The following is a 15,337-nucleotide window of genomic DNA, read 5'->3' as shown; positions in this document are numbered from 1 at the left end:
CTTTTTTAAATACCTTGACAAACCTTTATGCAAATAAAGGTTTGTTGTTTTTAAAAGCTTTTTTTGCTAGACCTGAAAACTTTTTCAAGTGTTTTAAATCTTTATTTTAAAAATAATTGAGATTGAATGGATATTTTTATTTTTGATAATCCAAAATCCATTTTCCTATATTTGCTATCTAAAATGTACACCCATAGTGACTCAAATCAATAAACTCAAAATATTTAATGATCCCATTTACGGTTTCATTACCATTCCGAATGCTTTAATTTACGACTTGATTCAGCATCCGTATTTTCAGCGTTTGCGAAGAATTTCTCAAATGGGATTATCCTATTTAGTATATCCTGGTGCCAATCATACTCGTTTTCATCATGCGTTAGGGTGCATGCATTTGATGCAAAAAGCAGTTGATGTGCTACGCTTTAAAGGAGTACAGATATCGCTAGAAGAGGAAAATGCACTTTATATTGCCATTTTATTACATGATATTGGGCACGGTCCTTTTTCTCATGCTATGGAAAAAAGTATTGTAGAGGATGTGCACCATGAAGCTATTTCATTGCTTTTTATGAATAAATTAAACATTGAATTTAATGGGCAACTCAGTTTAGCAATCCAGGTTTTTAAAGGAGAATACAACCGAAAATTCATGTTGCAATTGATCTCTAGTCAGCTAGACATGGATCGAATGGATTATTTAAAAAGAGATAGTTTTTATTCGGGCGTTGCAGAAGGAAATGTAAACTCGGAGCGTTTAATCCAAATGATGAATGTGGTAGATGATTATCTTGTCATTGAGGAAAAAGGTATTTATTCTGTGGAAAAATTCTTAATGTCTAGAAGATTAATGTATTGGCAAGCCTATTTGCATAAAACAAGTCTTGTGGCTGAGTTAATTTTGATGAAAATCTTAAAACGTGCTAAAGAATTGACTTTAAAAGGGGTTGTGCTTCCTTGTAGTGACCCACTTTTATATTTTATGCAAAATAAAGTTACCATAGATACATTTGATGACAGTACGTTAGATTTATTTGCGCAATTAGATGATTTTGACATTATAGGAGCTTTAAAAAGTTGGCAAAAAAATGATGATTTTATATTGTCTAACTTGAGTAAAATGATAATAAACCGTGATTTGTTGAAAATAAAGTTAACAACTGAAAAGGTAACCCAAGAGGATTTACAACCCTTGCAAGAGCGATTTGCGGCTCTCAAATCTATTTCATTATCAGATACAAATTATTTTATTTTTAAAGGAAAAATCAAGAATCAAGCCTACAGTAAAGAAGCGGATCCGATACGAATTCTTAAAAAAGATAGTACAATTGAGGATGTAATTGAGTCATCTGATCAGTTAAATTTGAAATCATTATCAAAGTTGGTTACCAAGTATTATTTATGTTTCCCAAAACAACTGTTATAAAAACAGCATTTAAAATCTATTTTTTTATATTTTTGTCGCAATGAAATTTACAGCAGCACAAATAGCGGAGATTTTGGAGGGAGAGGTTGTAGGCAATCCTATGGCTGAAGTTTCTACATTATCAAAAATTGAAGAGGGGACAGAGGGGTCTCTAACTTTTCTTTCAAATCCAAAATATAACAATCATATATATTCAACTAAAGCATCTATAACTATTGTAAATCAAAGTTTTGTGCCTGATAATACGGTTTATACAACCATGATAAAAGTTGATGATGCTTACGCATCGTTTACAAAATTGTTAGAGTTTTATGACCAAGTTAAACAAAATAAAGCAGGAGTTGAGCAACCTTCATTTATCTCGAAAAATGTAAAAATTGGTGCTAATTTATACTTGGGAAGCTTTAGTTATGTGGGCGAAAACGTAGTTTTGGGTGATAATGTAAAAATTTATCCAAATTGTTTTATTGGTGACAATGTGATTTTAGGTGATAATACAACTCTTTTTGCTGGTGCAAAAGTGTATTCTGAAACGATTATTGGGAAAAATTGTACCATTCACTCTGGTGCAATCATTGGATCTGATGGTTTTGGTTTTGCTCCAAATCCAGACGGAACGTACACAAAAATACCTCAAATAGGCAATGTAATTATTGAAGATAATGTTGATATAGGTTCTTGCACTACTGTTGATAGAGCTACCTTGGGATCTACCATCATTAGGAAAGGTGTAAAGCTTGATAATCAAATTCAGATTGCTCATAATGTTGAGATAGGAGAGAACACCGTTATTGCAGCTCAAACTGGTGTAGCTGGTTCTACAAAAATTGGCCGAAGCTGCATGATAGGAGGTCAGGTTGGGATATCTGGCCATTTAACAATAGGTAACAATGTTCGTATTCAAGCACAATCAGGCGTGGGACGTAACGTAAAAGACAATGAAGTTTTACAAGGAAGTCCTTCATTTGGGTATAATGATTTTAGTAAGTCCTACGTGCATTTTAAAAATTTACCTAAAATTGTTGCCGAAATACAAGAATTAAAAAAGAAAATTTTAAACCAAAAAAATGGAAACAATGGTTAAACAGAAAACCATCAAAACAGAAATTTCACTTACAGGAGTGGGCTTACATACCGGAAAAGAAGTTAAAATGACTTTCAAACCAGCTCCCGTGAATAATGGTTTTACTTTTGTAAGAGTTGATTTAGAAGGACAACCAGTTATTGAAGCTGATGCAAATTATGTAGTAAACACGCAAAGAGGGACAAACTTAGAAAAACTAGGTGTAAAGATCCAAACTCCTGAGCATGTTTTAGCAGCACTAATAGGTTGTGATCTTGATAATATCATCATAGAACTAAATGCCTCAGAACTACCAATTATGGATGGTTCTTCAAAATATTTTGTAGAAGCACTTGAAAATGCAGGTTTTGAAGAGCAAAACGCTAAGCGTAAAGTATATGTTGTAAAAGAAGTAATTTCTTATCTTGACGAAGCATCAGGAAGTGAAATTTTAGTAATGCCAAGTGATCAATACTGCGTAACAACAATGGTTGATTTTGGAACTAAAATCTTGGGTACTCAAAATGCAAATCTAAAAAGTATTGCCGATTTTAAAAATGAAATTGCTGATTCGAGAACATTTAGTTTCCTTCATGAATTAGAGTCATTATTAGAAAATGGTTTGATTAAAGGAGGCGATTTAAACAATGCAATTGTATATGTTGATAAGGAAATTTCAGCATCTACTATGGAAAATTTAAAGGTTGCATTTGGTAAAGATGAAATTTCGGTTAAACCAAATGGAATTCTAGACAACCTAACTTTACATTATCCTAATGAGGCTGCAAGACACAAATTATTAGATGTAGTAGGTGATTTAGCTTTAATAGGTACTCGAATTCAAGGGAAAGTAATTGCAAATAAGCCAGGACATTATGTGAATACACAATTTGCAAAAAAAATGGCCAAAATCATTAAAATTGAACAAAGAAATTATGTTCCTGTTTATGATTTGAATCAAGAACCTTTGATGGATATCCATAAAATTATGGCGGTATTACCTCATAGACCTCCATTTTTATTGATTGATAGAATTATAGAAATGTCTGAAAGTCATGTTGTAGGTATGAAAAATGTTACAATGAATGAAAATTTCTTTGTAGGACATTTTCCAGAGGCTCCAGTAATGCCAGGTGTTTTAATTGTTGAAGCAATGGCACAAACCGGAGGAATACTTGTATTAAGTACGGTGCCAGATCCTGAAAATTATTTGACTTATTTTATGAAAATTGATAATGTCAAGTTCAAGCACAAAGTATTACCAGGTGATACTTTGATATTTAAGTGTGATTTAATAACGCCTATTCGAAGAGGGATTTGTCATATGCAAGCAAATGCTTACGCAAATGGTAAGCTTGTAGCCGAGGCTGAACTTATGGCGCAGATTGCAAAAAAACAGTAAAATTGGATTGACATGTTTTAAAACATGAAACTTTCAATTGCAATAATTTAAAATTAATAAAAAAGCTGATGAATCAACCACTAGCCTATGTTCATCCCGGTGCTAAAATTGCCAAAAATGTTGTAATAGAACCTTTTACAACCATTCATAATAACGTTGTTATTGGGGATGGAACTTGGATAGGTTCAAATGTTACCATAATGGAAGGTGCAAGAATTGGAAAAAATTGTAATATATTTCCTGGTGCAGTAATATCTGCAGTTCCACAAGACTTAAAATTTGGAGGAGAAGATTCATTAGTAATCATAGGAGATAATTGTACTATAAGAGAAGGCGTAACTATAAATAGAGGAACAATTGCATCTGGACAAACAGTGATTGGTGACAATTGTCTTATCATGGCAACTGCACACATCGCACATGATTGTCACGTAGGGAATAATGCTATAATTGTTAATGGTGTTTTACTAGGTGGACATGTTACCATTGGGAATTATGCCATTATAGGCGGATTGTCAGCGATACATCAGTTTATTAGTGTAGGAGATCATGCTATGATTTCTGGAGGTTCTTTATTAAGAAAAGATGTACCACCTTACACTAAAGCTGCCAAAGAACCGCTTTCCTATGTGGGTATTAATTCTGTTGGTTTAAGAAGACGAGGTTTTTCTTCTGATAAAATTAGAGAAATTCAAGATATTTATAGAATTTTATATCAAAAAAATTATAATGTTACCCAAGCTTTAGGAATTATTGAAGCCGAAATGGAAGCAACTCCAGAAAGAGATGAAATAATTGATTTTATTAGGAACTCTTCTCGAGGAGTTATGAAAGGATATTCAGGAAATTATTAATGCTGTTGTAATACGCTTCTGATAGAAGAATAATGAGAATAGCAATGATTGTGCATAGATTTTTAAGAGAATTAAATACAAATAATTAACAAGTTTTCATTTTGACTTTTGTACTTAATAGTAGATTACTTGAAATGGAAAAAATAAATAAATAATAAAATGGCATCTACTTCAGATATTAAAAACGGATTGTGTATCAAGTACAACAACGATATTTATAAAATTATTGAATTCTTACATGTTAAACCAGGAAAAGGACCAGCATTTGTGAGAACAAAATTAAGAAGTTTAACAAATGGTAAAGTATTAGACAATACTTTTTCGGCAGGTCATAAAATTGACGAAGTTCGTGTAGAAAATCATAAATTTCAATTTTTATATCCTGAAGGTGACGAGTTTCACTTTATGAACACGGAGACTTTTGAACAAATTACATTGAATAAAAATATTTTAGATTCTCCTGATTTATTAAAAGAAGGTGAAAACGTGATGGTAAGTATTAACACTGAAACTGATTTGCCATTATCTGTAGATATGCCAGCTTCTGTTATTCTTGTAGTTACGTATGCTGAGCCAGGAATAAAAGGAAATACTGCAACCAATGCTACTAAATCTGCTACGGTAGAAACAGGTGCTAGTGTAAATGTACCTTTATTTATCAATGAAGGTGACAAAATTAAAATTGATACAGCAAGTGGTTCTTACATGGAGCGCGTGAAAGAATAAGTTCTTACTTGTTCTATTTTTCAAAATATTTTGATTTTAATAAAAAATAGTAAATGAAGTTCCAAAAAAGACATGCTATACAAGAAATAGCAAGCATCATCAATTGTAAATACATTGGTGATGCTGATTTTCCTGTTTACGGTATGAATGAAATTCATGTTGTAGTACCAGGAGATATCGTTTTTGTTGACCATCCTAAATATTATGATAAAGCATTACAATCTGCGGCAACCATAATATTAATCAATAAAGAGGTTGCTTGTCCTGAAGGTAAAGCATTGTTATTATCTGATGATCCGTTTCGAGATTTTAATATTTTAACAAGGCATTTTAAACCCTTTCAATTTTCTAATGTTGCTATTTCTAGTACTGCTGTAATTGGTGAAGGAACAGTTATTCAACCCAATACTTTTATTGGAAATCATGTTGTCATTGGAAATAATTGTTTAATACATTCTAATGTTGCTATTTATGACCATACTGTAATAGGTAATAATGTCATAATACACGCTGGTACTGTTTTAGGGGCTGATGCTTTTTATTATAAAAAACGTCCAGAGGGTTATGATCAATTGGTTTCTGGCGGTAGGGTTGTTATTGAAGACAATGTTGGGATAGGTGCTCTTTGCACCATTGATAAAGGAGTGACTGGAGATACAACTATTGGTGAAGGAACAAAAATTGACAACCAAGTGCATGTAGGGCATGATACCGTTATTGGTAAAAAATGTTTAATTGCATCTCAAACTGGTATTGCAGGTTGTGTAATTATTGAGGATGAAGTAACCATGTGGGGACAAGTAGGTACTACAAGCGGAATCACAATTGGTACAAAGGCAGTAATAATGGGTCAAACTGGAGTGACAAAATCTATTGAAGGTGGAAAGTCATATTTTGGGACTCCAATTGAAGAATCAAGAGAGAAATTAAAACAGTTGGCCAACATTAAAAAAATTCCCGAAATTTTAAATAAAATTAAATAATATGTCTGCTAAAGAAATTGTTCAGAATTTTTACAAATCAGATGCTTTTATTGATAGTACAGTTTTAAAAGATTTTTTGCATCCAGAAATTGTTTTAGAGTGGAATAGTAGCAAAGGATTTGTAGAGCATAATTTTGCTTCTTTACTGTTACTTTCGGATGAATTAAGTAAAGCCTATGTACGATCAAAAGTTCGAATAAATCATGTTGTTGCTGAAAATGATTTAGTATCCGTGCGTTATTCGCATTTTGTAAAAACAATTGAAAACCCTAGAGAAGAGATGCTTTTGGCACATTTTATTGTGATTTGGCAAATTAAAGACGATAAACTCTATCGCGGTTTTCAAATGAGCCAATTATCATAATATTTAGTGTCAAAAAAAAAATTTTTGAATACCAATTACTGATTAGTATTTTATACTTTTGCATAACGATTTTAAAAACTACATAAATAATATATCATGAGTGTTTTAGTTAACAAAGATTCCAAAATAATAGTTCAAGGTTTTACAGGAAGTGAAGGGACTTTCCATGCTTCTCAAATGATTGAGTATGGTACTAATGTTGTAGGTGGTGTAACTCCTGGTAAAGGAGGAACAAGTCACTTAGACAGACCTGTATTTAATACTGTAAAAGATGCTGTTGACCAAGCGGGAGCTGACACAACTATCATTTTTGTACCACCAGCTTTTGCTGCTGATGCTATTATGGAAGCTGCTGATGCTGGAATTAAAGTAATCATTGCAATTACTGAAGGAATTCCTGTTGCTGATATGATAAAAGCAAACAGTTATGTAAAAGAAAGAAATGCAAGATTGATAGGACCTAACTGTCCTGGAATTATTACTCCAGGTGAAGCTAAAGTAGGGATTATGCCAGGCTTTGTTTTCAAAAAAGGAACTGTAGGTATTGTATCTAAATCAGGAACATTAACCTATGAAGCTGCTGATCAAGTTGTAAAACAAGGATTAGGAATAACAACTGCTATCGGTATTGGTGGTGATCCAATCATTGGAACAACTACAAAAGAAGCTGTTGAATTGTTAATGAATGATCCAGAGACTGAATGTATCGTAATGATAGGTGAAATTGGTGGTCAACTTGAAGCTGATGCTGCAAAATGGATCAAAGCGGATGGAAACCGTAAGCCAGTTGTAGGTTTCATTGCGGGAGTTACTGCTCCAGCAGGGCGTACAATGGGTCATGCAGGTGCAATTGTTGGTGGATCTGACGATACAGCTGAGGCTAAAAAACAAATCATGAGAGAATGTGGTATTCACGTTGTGGATTCACCAGCTGAAATTGGTAAAAAAGTAAAAGAAGTTTTAGGATAATCTAAGCTTTTTCTAAATAATAGTAAAGCCTCACAATTTGTGAGGCTTTTTTATGATAAATAGAATTAAAAAAATACCTTTGCGCTTTATTGAAAATCTGATTTTATATCAAAATCAATAAAATACAAATGAACTTGTTATGGTTTATTTTACAACTCGTAAGGTAATGTTCATGGCTAGTTCCTAATAAATAATATATATGTACAAAGAATTAGAAAAATTCAAAGTTACCAATCAATTTTCTTTCACAATCGAAGATAGTCTTGCTGAAGTTTGCAATGCTTCGGATGGATCGGGTGTATTTTTAGTATATGCTATAGGTGATTCAAAAGAGTTGATTATGGTAGGTTCTACAGGAACTGTTCAAAATAATGGAACCTTGAAAATTAAAAACGGTGGTCTTAACGAAAAAATTGTTGAAGGTCATCAATTTGCAAAAACGGGAAGAAAATATTCTTGGCCTGCACAAATGAAAATTGAAGATATCACCACACTTGAAGTAGTTTGGTATGAAACATTTAATACAGACTCAAAAGGAATTCCAACTGCAGTTGAAGGTGTGATTTTACAAAATTTCTTTGATGAAAATGGAAGATTACCAAGATGGAATGTAGCTTTTTAAGTTCATTTTGATTAAAAATTAAAAGTCCCCAAATCTACATTTGGGGACTTTTATGTTATTTAAAAGGTGTTGACCATTTTGTATCTACATAGACATTTGTTCCAGTTAAGGTTTTTAGAAAGGCGATTAAAGCGTCTACTTCTGAGGCATTTAAATTTAATTTTTGACCAAAACCATTTGGCCTTAACCTAGCGTCAAGATTTGTATTTCCAGGTGCTAGGTTTATTGTGCCGTAATGGCCAATTACATTTTGAAGCGTATTCAAATTTGCGGTATGCATGAAAGCGCCATTGGTACTTCCATCTGCTTTTACCAAGTCTCTAAGTGATGGTGATTTAGTATTTGTGATGTCAATTCCATTTCCATTTAGTATCCCGATTATTCCATTATTTCTACTGTTTGGGTCAATACTAAATTCAGGAGCTTGATGGCAACCCGCACAACCTACTCCTCCAGCAGTTCTATTTCCAGTAGCGTCAAAAACAGGCGGTGTTAAAAATAAATTTTTACCTTGGTTTTCTTGAGCTGTAAAATTAGGAAACTGTTGGTTGTCATTTGCAACAAGAGCTCGACCAGCATCATATTTTGCATCGAATGATTGAATGCTTCTTACAAATTGTGATAAAGCTAACTGAATTTTGTTTTCAGTAATATCTTCGGATCCATATACAAACTTGAACAATTCTTTATAATACCCTATGTTTTGTAGTTTAGTAATTAATGCAGTAAAGTTGCCATCGCCTAATGTGCCACTAAAACCCATTTCAATATGGTCTTGAATAGGTTGGGTTACTTGGTTCTCTAAAGTTGAAGCTCTTTCATCCCAAAAGAATTTATTTTCATTTGAAAATCTAGTATTTATTAATCTCATGGAGTGTCTACTAGTTGTTCCGTTTACTCCTGTACTAGCTGCTGCAACATCTCCAAAAGCATTTGCTTGAATGTGACAAGAGGAGCAGGAGATGGTATTTTTTGACGATAAATTCTTATCGTAGAATAAGACCCGTCCTAAAGTGGCACCTTTATCTGTAATGGCATTCCCCGCAGTATTATCTTTAGTGATATAGCTAGGAATCGTTTGGTTCGAATAATTATCCAGTTTGTTAACATTTATTTTGCCGGTAAATGTTGTTGTAATATTAGGATACGGATCAATAGCTACATATTCATTTGCGTCATCATTTTTACTACAACTTAGAACTAAAATAAAGCTTATTAATGATAGGAATTTTTTCATAATGATTCTATTAATGTTAATATTATATAGATTGTATATTAAATTGTGATAATGTTTAGACTATGTTTGTCAAAAATAGTTTAATTTATGATAATTTTTAATTTGATAACACTTTATTTTATGAGATTTTTAATTTTAAATAAAGTTCGGTTTGTTAAATATTGCATAATATTTTAAATTTTAAAGTGTTTGTTTAGTTTATCATAAAATATTAATTACTTTTGCACCCGTTATCACGAATCCTTCAATAGGATAGCAACCTGCAACAACAAGCAAGGTGCTAAAACGATAAGCCAAATCTTTTGGAAAAAATGTTGTTTACATTCCCAATACCAGCTTTGTTTTTCGTCATAACACTTAATTTAAAATTATTTTTATGACAAAGTTTACTAAGGAATTTGGAAATCCTTTTGCATTGATTCCGCTATTTATTTTTATTTTTATTTTTTTAGGAGCAGGTATTTTGCTTAATGATTTTTATGCTTTTCCTTCTCCTGTTGCTGTTTTAGTAGGTATTGTTGCTGCTTTTATTTTATTTAAAAACAGTACAGAAGATAAAGTTGATACTTTAATTGCTGGTTGTGGTGATAGTAAAATTATAACCATGTGTTTGATTTATTTATTTGCAGGCGCTTTTGCTGTGGTGAGTAAAGCCATGGGTGGAGTTGATGCAGTTGTGAACCTAGGTATTAATACCATTGATGCAGCGTATTTTCCATTGGGAATTTTCTTAATAGCCTCGTTTTTATCAACTGCTACAGGTACTTCTGTTGGAGCTATAGTTGCAATAGGACCTATTGCGATGTCACTTGCTGATAAAAGTGGTGCTTCTATGCCATTGATAGCAGGCGCTTTACTTGGTGGCTCTATGTTAGGAGATAATTTATCAATGATATCAGACACTACCATCGCTGCCACTCAATCTCTAGGTTGTGATTTAAAAGATAAGTTTAAGATTAATTTGTTTATCGCGCTTCCGGCGGCAATTGTAACTATTTTAATTTTCTTTTATTTGGGATTTAATTCAGATGTTGTTTCTGTGGATATAGCAAAAAGTGATTATTCATTATGGGCAATCTTGCCTTATGTTTTAGTGATAATTTTAGCAGTTGTAGGTGTCAACGTTTTTTACACCTTACTATTAGGTACCATAATTGCGGGTTTTATTGGTTTTTATAATGATTCTTTTACAGTAATGGAGTTTACTCAGAAAATTTATGAAGGATTTACGAGTATGACCGATATCTTTCTGCTTTCAATGCTTACAGGAGGATTAGCAGCTATGGTGGACAGGGCTGGTGGTATAACATGGGTTTTAAATCAAATCAAAAAAAGAATTAAAAGTAAAAAATCAGCACAAACTGGAATTGGAGTATTAGTAGGATTTGCAAATTTAGCTATTGCAAATAATACAGTTTCTATTGTTATTACCGGGCCCATAGCAAAGGAAATTAATGATGAATACGGGTTGAGCGCTAAAAAATCGGCTACTATTTTAGATATTTTTTCATGTGTAATACAAGGGATATTGCCTTATGGTGCTCAGATATTGTTGATATTAAACTATGCAAATGGTAAATTAAATTTTATAGATATTTTAAGTAATGCGTGGTATCATTTGTTTTTGCTAGTATTTACATTGATTGCCATTTATGCTGCTTTTTGGGATAAACTAGCATATCGTTTTTTGAAGGTTTAATTGTAAAAATTATTGTTCATAATTAAAGCTAAATTTTTTTTAAAAAAGGAAATAGTATATATTTGGCAAGTCGTTTTTAGCCCTGATAGCAACGGAAATCCTTTTGGGTACGCGACAGCGGACCTAAAAGATTGCAGTGAATAGCAGGAATAGCTTCAAATAAAAAATAAACTAATTTTTGAATATGAAATTACTAGAAGGAAAAGTTGCCATTATCACAGGCGCAAGTCGCGGAATTGGAAAAGGGATTGCAGAGGTTTTTGCTAAACATGGAGCCAATGTTGCTTTTACATATAGTTCATCAGTAGAATCTGCGATGGCTTTAGAAAATGAGTTAAACGCTTTAGGTATTAAAGCTAAAGGATACCAATCAAACGCTGCAGATTTTAACGAAGCACAAACATTTGTGGATGCTGTTTTGGCTGATTTTGGAACGGTTGACGTGTTGATTAATAACGCTGGAATTACAAAAGATAATTTATTGATGCGTATGTCCGAAGAAGATTTTGACAACGTGATGGATGTGAATTTGAAATCGGTTTTTAACATGACAAAAGCGATTCAGCGTACTTTTTTAAAGCAACGTTCGGGATCAATTATTAATATGAGTTCAGTGGTAGGGGTAAAAGGTAATGCAGGACAAACGAACTATGCAGCATCTAAGGCTGGAGTTATTGGTTTTTCAAAGTCTGTAGCACTGGAATTAGGATCTCGCAATATTCGTTGTAATGTAATTGCGCCTGGATTTATTGAAACCGAAATGACTGCAAAGTTAAACGAAGATGTTGTAAAAGGTTGGAGAGATGGAATTCCGTTAAAAAGAGGTGGCTCTACAGAGGATGTGGCTAACGCTTGTCTTTTCTTTGCTTCGGATATGAGTGCTTATGTTACAGGGCAAGTATTGAATGTGTGTGGAGGAATGCTTACCTAGGTTTGTGAAATGAGTATTTAATTCATTCTACACTTCTAATGAATTCTAGATTACATTTAAGTTTTCAAATTTAAAATATTTTAATAAACACTACATGACAACATCTACCTTGCTACTATTAGTTTTATCATTATTAATAGCGGGCGTATTGTCATATTTTCAATATTTATACAAAGCTAAAAACAAGTCAAAATTGAGTTTGTTTTTAGCTTTTTTTCGTTTTACCTCTATTTTTTGTCTGTTTTTATTATTGCTAAATCCGATAATTACTCGGGATAATTTAGTCATCACAAAGTCGCCTCTTGCTGTTGTGGTTGATAATTCAAGTTCTATAGCTTTTCTTAAAAATGAGAAGAAAACTAAAGCAATACTCCAAAATATTCAGAGCAATACGGCTTTGAATGATAAATTTGACGTTCAAGTTTTTCAATTTTCTGAGGATTTTAGTCCTTTGTCAAGTATTGATTTTAAAGGCAGTCAAACCAATATTGATCTTGTAGCAAACAATCTAAAAAGTATATTTAAAAATACAGTTTTTCCAACGGTTTTGCTTACTGATGGAAATCAAACATCAGGTAACGACTATGTTTATAGTTTTGAACCATCAAATAGAGTATTTCCTCTTGTAGTAGGTGATACTGTTACTTATCTTGATTTTAAAATCAATCAGTTGAATGTGAATAAGTATGCTTTTCATAAAAATAAATTTCCAGTAGAGGTGTTTTTACAGTATTCAGGTTCAAAAACGATGGATGCTGATTTTTCATTGTCTCAAGGGAAAACTATTTTGAATAAGCAAAGCATGCGTTTTTCTCCTTCAAAACGAACACAATCCCTAACGTTGTTTTTACCTGCAGATAAAATAGGATTACAACTTTATAAAGCGACAATTACTTCAAAGGTAAAAGAAAAAAACACCTTTAATAATGTAAAGAATTTTGCAGTTGATGTTATAGATCAAAAAACAAATATTGCAATAGTATCAGCAATAAATCATCCGGATTTAGGAGCTTTAAAACGAGCAATAGAATCTAATGTACAGCGTAAAGTTACTATTGTTAAACCTAACGATATTAAAGATTTAACACCATATTCGGTTTTGATTTTGTATCAACCTAATTCAGATTTTAAATCAGTTTTTGATGCCAATACAAAATTGAAAATCAACAGCTTTATTATTACTGGTAATAGTACTGATTTTAATTTTTTGAACAATCAGCAAACGTCACTTAATTTTAAAATGAGTGGACAAAAAGAGGATTATTTACCTGTTTTTAACAATCAATTTAATTTGTTTGCTGCTGAAAATATTGGCTTTGAAAATCTGCCTCCTATTCAAAATCCATTTGGCACTATAACTACAAATGCTGGCGTTACCGTATTGTTATCGTCAAGAATTAGAGCAATTGATACGCAGATGCCTTTACTGGTTTTTGCAGAAAGTCAATCCGGTAGAAATGCTTTTTTAATGGGAGAGAATAGCTGGAAATGGCGTTTACAGTCTCATGTGACTAACAAATCTTTTGAAAAATACGATGTATTCCTTGATAAAATTATTCAGTTTCTAGCTTCAAACAATTCCAAAAAATCATTGGTGGTTGAGCATGAACGTTTTTACAACTCAGGAGAACCTATTGAAATAACGGCACAGTTTTTTAATAAAAATTATGAATTTGATGAAAAAGCTCGACTATCTATTTCTTTAAAAAATAAAGGCAATAAGCAAACTAAAAATTACGATTTAGTTAAAGGGAACAATACTTACAAAGTCAATCTTGATGGTTTAAAGGCGGGATCTTATGATTTTGTAGTTCAAGAATTGAATTCTAAAACATCTTATACAGGTAGTTTTGAAATTTTAGATTTTGATATTGAAAAGCAATTTGTAAATTCAGATGTTGAAAAACTAAGCCAATTAGCAACTCATACTAGCGGAAAAGTATTTTTTGCAAATCAAGAAGAACAATTAATAAAGACTCTATTAGATAGTCAAGAATACAAAGCCATTCAAAAAAGCAATAGTGTTAAAACACCATTAATTGACTGGATTTGGTTACTCATAATTATTGCTATTTCACTTGCTACAGAATGGTTTGTACGTAAATACAATGGTTTACTATAATTCAGATTTATTATGGATTTTAGACTAAAAGTTTTTTATACCGTTGCCAATCGATTGAGTTTTACCAAAGCCGCAGCTGAATTGTTTATCACTCAACCTGCCATTTCAAAGCATATACAAGAATTAGAAGAACAATACGGAATCAAATTGTTTGATAGAAACGGTTCTAAAATAGCATTGACACACGCTGGGACTGTATTGTTAAAACATGCAAAAAATATTTTTGAAATGTATCGTGAGATTGATTTTGACATGAGCACGCTTATCAATCAGCGCTCAGGTTTATTACGATTGGGCGCGAGTACAACAATTTCACAATATATTATTCCGCCATTATTAGCTAAATTTCATTTAAAACTACAGGACGTCAAAGTAAGTTTGTTAAACGGCAATACGGAACAAATTGAGTACGCATTGGTACAGCAAGAAATTGAAATGGGCATTGTAGAAGGGCAGTCTAAAAATAAATTAATAAAATACATACCATTTTTAAAAGATGAATTGGTTTTAGTTTGTAATAGCTCCAATCCGCTGGTGCAACAAGATGAGATTGAGCTAACTGACCTTAAAAAAATGCAATTTTTAATACGTGAACAAGGTTCAGGAACACTTGAAGTAATTGAGCATGCTTTAAAACCTTTTGAAATTAAAGGCTCTGATTTGCAAGTAGAAATGCAATTGGGAAGTACTGAAAGTATTAAATCGTATTTATTGAACTCGAACTGTGTTGCTTTTATGTCAATTCATGCCGTGCAAAAAGAGCTTCAAAACAATGAATTGGCTATTCTAGATATTAAAGACTTAGTAATCGAACGTTATTTTTATATCATTACATTACAAGGAAAAACAGATTCTTTGTCTGAATTGTTTATTCAAAATATTTCGAATCATTATAATTTAAAGTTATAGTAGATTATAATTTACAATTGGTGCTTTTAG

General features: G+C 32.2%; 14 protein-coding genes and 1 riboswitch. Of the genes, 13 read left to right on the top strand and 1 reads right to left on the bottom strand.

Annotation, left to right across the window (positions count from 1 at the left end; all coding sequences use genetic code 11):
* Nucleotides 1-196: 196 nt before the first annotated feature.
* The 9 genes from K5V07_RS07950 (at nt 197) to K5V07_RS07910 (ending at nt 8,409) form a co-directional block, all read left to right on the top strand.
* Entirely contained in the window at nt 197-1,426 is a 1,230-nt protein-coding gene (locus K5V07_RS07950; protein WP_221917044.1) for an HD domain-containing protein, read from the top strand.
* A 40-nt stretch (nt 1,427-1,466) separates the two neighbouring features.
* Complete coding sequence (gene lpxD, locus K5V07_RS07945) at nt 1,467-2,510, top strand: UDP-3-O-(3-hydroxymyristoyl)glucosamine N-acyltransferase (protein ID WP_221917043.1); 1,044 nt, start codon at nt 1,467-1,469, stop codon at nt 2,508-2,510.
* Nucleotides 2,503-3,891, top strand: a complete 1,389-nt coding sequence (locus tag K5V07_RS07940) for a bifunctional UDP-3-O-[3-hydroxymyristoyl] N-acetylglucosamine deacetylase/3-hydroxyacyl-ACP dehydratase (protein ID WP_182651432.1) — start codon at nt 2,503-2,505, stop codon at nt 3,889-3,891. The genes lpxD and K5V07_RS07940 overlap by 8 nt, the downstream gene beginning before the upstream one ends.
* A 68-nt stretch (nt 3,892-3,959) precedes the next feature.
* Nucleotides 3,960-4,745 carry an acyl-ACP--UDP-N-acetylglucosamine O-acyltransferase gene (gene lpxA, locus K5V07_RS07935; protein ID WP_144890907.1) on the top strand — a complete coding sequence of 262 codons (786 nt, stop codon included), beginning with the start codon at nt 3,960-3,962 and terminating at the stop codon, nt 4,743-4,745.
* 159 nt (nt 4,746-4,904) lie between these two features.
* On the top strand, nt 4,905-5,471 hold the full coding sequence (gene efp, locus K5V07_RS07930; RefSeq protein WP_144890905.1) for an elongation factor P: 567 nt from the start codon (nt 4,905-4,907) through the stop codon (nt 5,469-5,471).
* 53 nt (nt 5,472-5,524) lie between these two features.
* A complete protein-coding gene (locus K5V07_RS07925; RefSeq protein ID WP_221917042.1) occupies nt 5,525-6,454 on the top strand; it encodes a UDP-3-O-(3-hydroxymyristoyl)glucosamine N-acyltransferase in 930 nt (309 codons plus the stop codon).
* Nucleotide 6,455: 1 nt separating this feature from the next.
* Complete coding sequence (locus K5V07_RS07920) at nt 6,456-6,818, top strand: nuclear transport factor 2 family protein (protein WP_144890901.1); 363 nt, start codon at nt 6,456-6,458, stop codon at nt 6,816-6,818.
* Nucleotides 6,819-6,914: 96 nt separating this feature from the next.
* Entirely contained in the window at nt 6,915-7,787 is an 873-nt protein-coding gene (gene sucD, locus K5V07_RS07915) for a succinate--CoA ligase subunit alpha (protein WP_086454387.1), read from the top strand.
* A gap of 199 nt (nt 7,788-7,986) precedes the next feature.
* Nucleotides 7,987-8,409 carry a hypothetical protein gene (locus K5V07_RS07910; protein ID WP_221917041.1) on the top strand — a complete coding sequence of 141 codons (423 nt, stop codon included), beginning with the start codon at nt 7,987-7,989 and terminating at the stop codon, nt 8,407-8,409.
* Nucleotides 8,410-8,464: 55 nt separating this feature from the next.
* Here the strand turns inward: K5V07_RS07910 and K5V07_RS07905 are convergent, their stop codons facing one another.
* The gene (locus K5V07_RS07905) at nt 8,465-9,646 is read right to left on the bottom strand and encodes a cytochrome-c peroxidase (protein ID WP_221917040.1); all 1,182 of its coding nucleotides are present in this window, start codon (nt 9,644-9,646) and stop codon (nt 8,465-8,467) included.
* Between the two features lie 225 nt (nt 9,647-9,871).
* Nucleotides 9,872-9,968: riboswitch (SAM-I-IV-variant riboswitch) on the top strand.
* 54 nt (nt 9,969-10,022) lie between these two features.
* Between K5V07_RS07905 and K5V07_RS07900 the strand changes: the two genes are divergently transcribed.
* From K5V07_RS07900 to K5V07_RS07885, 4 genes are all read left to right on the top strand, one after another.
* A complete protein-coding gene (locus K5V07_RS07900; RefSeq protein ID WP_221917039.1) occupies nt 10,023-11,345 on the top strand; it encodes a Na+/H+ antiporter NhaC family protein in 1,323 nt (440 codons plus the stop codon).
* A 184-nt stretch (nt 11,346-11,529) separates the two neighbouring features.
* Nucleotides 11,530-12,276, top strand: coding sequence for a 3-oxoacyl-[acyl-carrier-protein] reductase (fabG, locus tag K5V07_RS07895; protein ID WP_221917038.1), 747 nt, complete (start codon nt 11,530-11,532; stop codon nt 12,274-12,276).
* A 94-nt stretch (nt 12,277-12,370) separates the two neighbouring features.
* Entirely contained in the window at nt 12,371-14,398 is a 2,028-nt protein-coding gene (locus K5V07_RS07890) for a hypothetical protein (RefSeq protein WP_221917037.1), read from the top strand.
* A 12-nt stretch (nt 14,399-14,410) separates the two neighbouring features.
* Nucleotides 14,411-15,307, top strand: a complete 897-nt coding sequence (locus K5V07_RS07885) for a LysR family transcriptional regulator (RefSeq protein WP_221917036.1) — start codon at nt 14,411-14,413, stop codon at nt 15,305-15,307.
* The last annotated feature ends 30 nt before the right edge of the window (nt 15,308-15,337 follow it).

It is taken from the genome of Flavobacterium sp. CHNK8, assembly GCF_019774515.1.
Taxonomy (GTDB): Bacteria; Bacteroidota; Bacteroidia; order Flavobacteriales; family Flavobacteriaceae; genus Flavobacterium; species Flavobacterium tiangeerense.
Note: the sequence above shows the minus strand (reverse complement) of the source record. Positions and strands in the feature narration are given on the sequence as shown.

Bases quoted from the DNA above. Each gene is read 5' to 3' on its own strand.
- lpxD (WP_221917043.1), top strand. From the start codon at position 1,467: ATGAAATTTACAGCAGCACAAATAGCGGAGATTTTGGAGGGAGAGGTT.
- K5V07_RS07940 (WP_182651432.1), top strand. From the start codon at position 2,503: ATGGTTAAACAGAAAACCATCAAAACAGAAATTTCACTTACAGGAGTG.
- lpxA (WP_144890907.1), top strand. From the start codon at position 3,960: ATGAATCAACCACTAGCCTATGTTCATCCCGGTGCTAAAATTGCCAAA.
- efp (WP_144890905.1), top strand. From the start codon at position 4,905: ATGGCATCTACTTCAGATATTAAAAACGGATTGTGTATCAAGTACAAC.
- K5V07_RS07925 (WP_221917042.1), top strand. From the start codon at position 5,525: ATGAAGTTCCAAAAAAGACATGCTATACAAGAAATAGCAAGCATCATC.
- K5V07_RS07920 (WP_144890901.1), top strand. From the start codon at position 6,456: ATGTCTGCTAAAGAAATTGTTCAGAATTTTTACAAATCAGATGCTTTT.
- sucD (WP_086454387.1), top strand. From the start codon at position 6,915: ATGAGTGTTTTAGTTAACAAAGATTCCAAAATAATAGTTCAAGGTTTT.
- K5V07_RS07910 (WP_221917041.1), top strand. From the start codon at position 7,987: ATGTACAAAGAATTAGAAAAATTCAAAGTTACCAATCAATTTTCTTTC.
- K5V07_RS07905 (WP_221917040.1), bottom strand. From the start codon at position 9,646: ATGAAAAAATTCCTATCATTAATAAGCTTTATTTTAGTTCTAAGTTGT.
- K5V07_RS07900 (WP_221917039.1), top strand. From the start codon at position 10,023: ATGACAAAGTTTACTAAGGAATTTGGAAATCCTTTTGCATTGATTCCG.
- fabG (WP_221917038.1), top strand. From the start codon at position 11,530: ATGAAATTACTAGAAGGAAAAGTTGCCATTATCACAGGCGCAAGTCGC.
- K5V07_RS07890 (WP_221917037.1), top strand. From the start codon at position 12,371: ATGACAACATCTACCTTGCTACTATTAGTTTTATCATTATTAATAGCG.
- K5V07_RS07885 (WP_221917036.1), top strand. From the start codon at position 14,411: ATGGATTTTAGACTAAAAGTTTTTTATACCGTTGCCAATCGATTGAGT.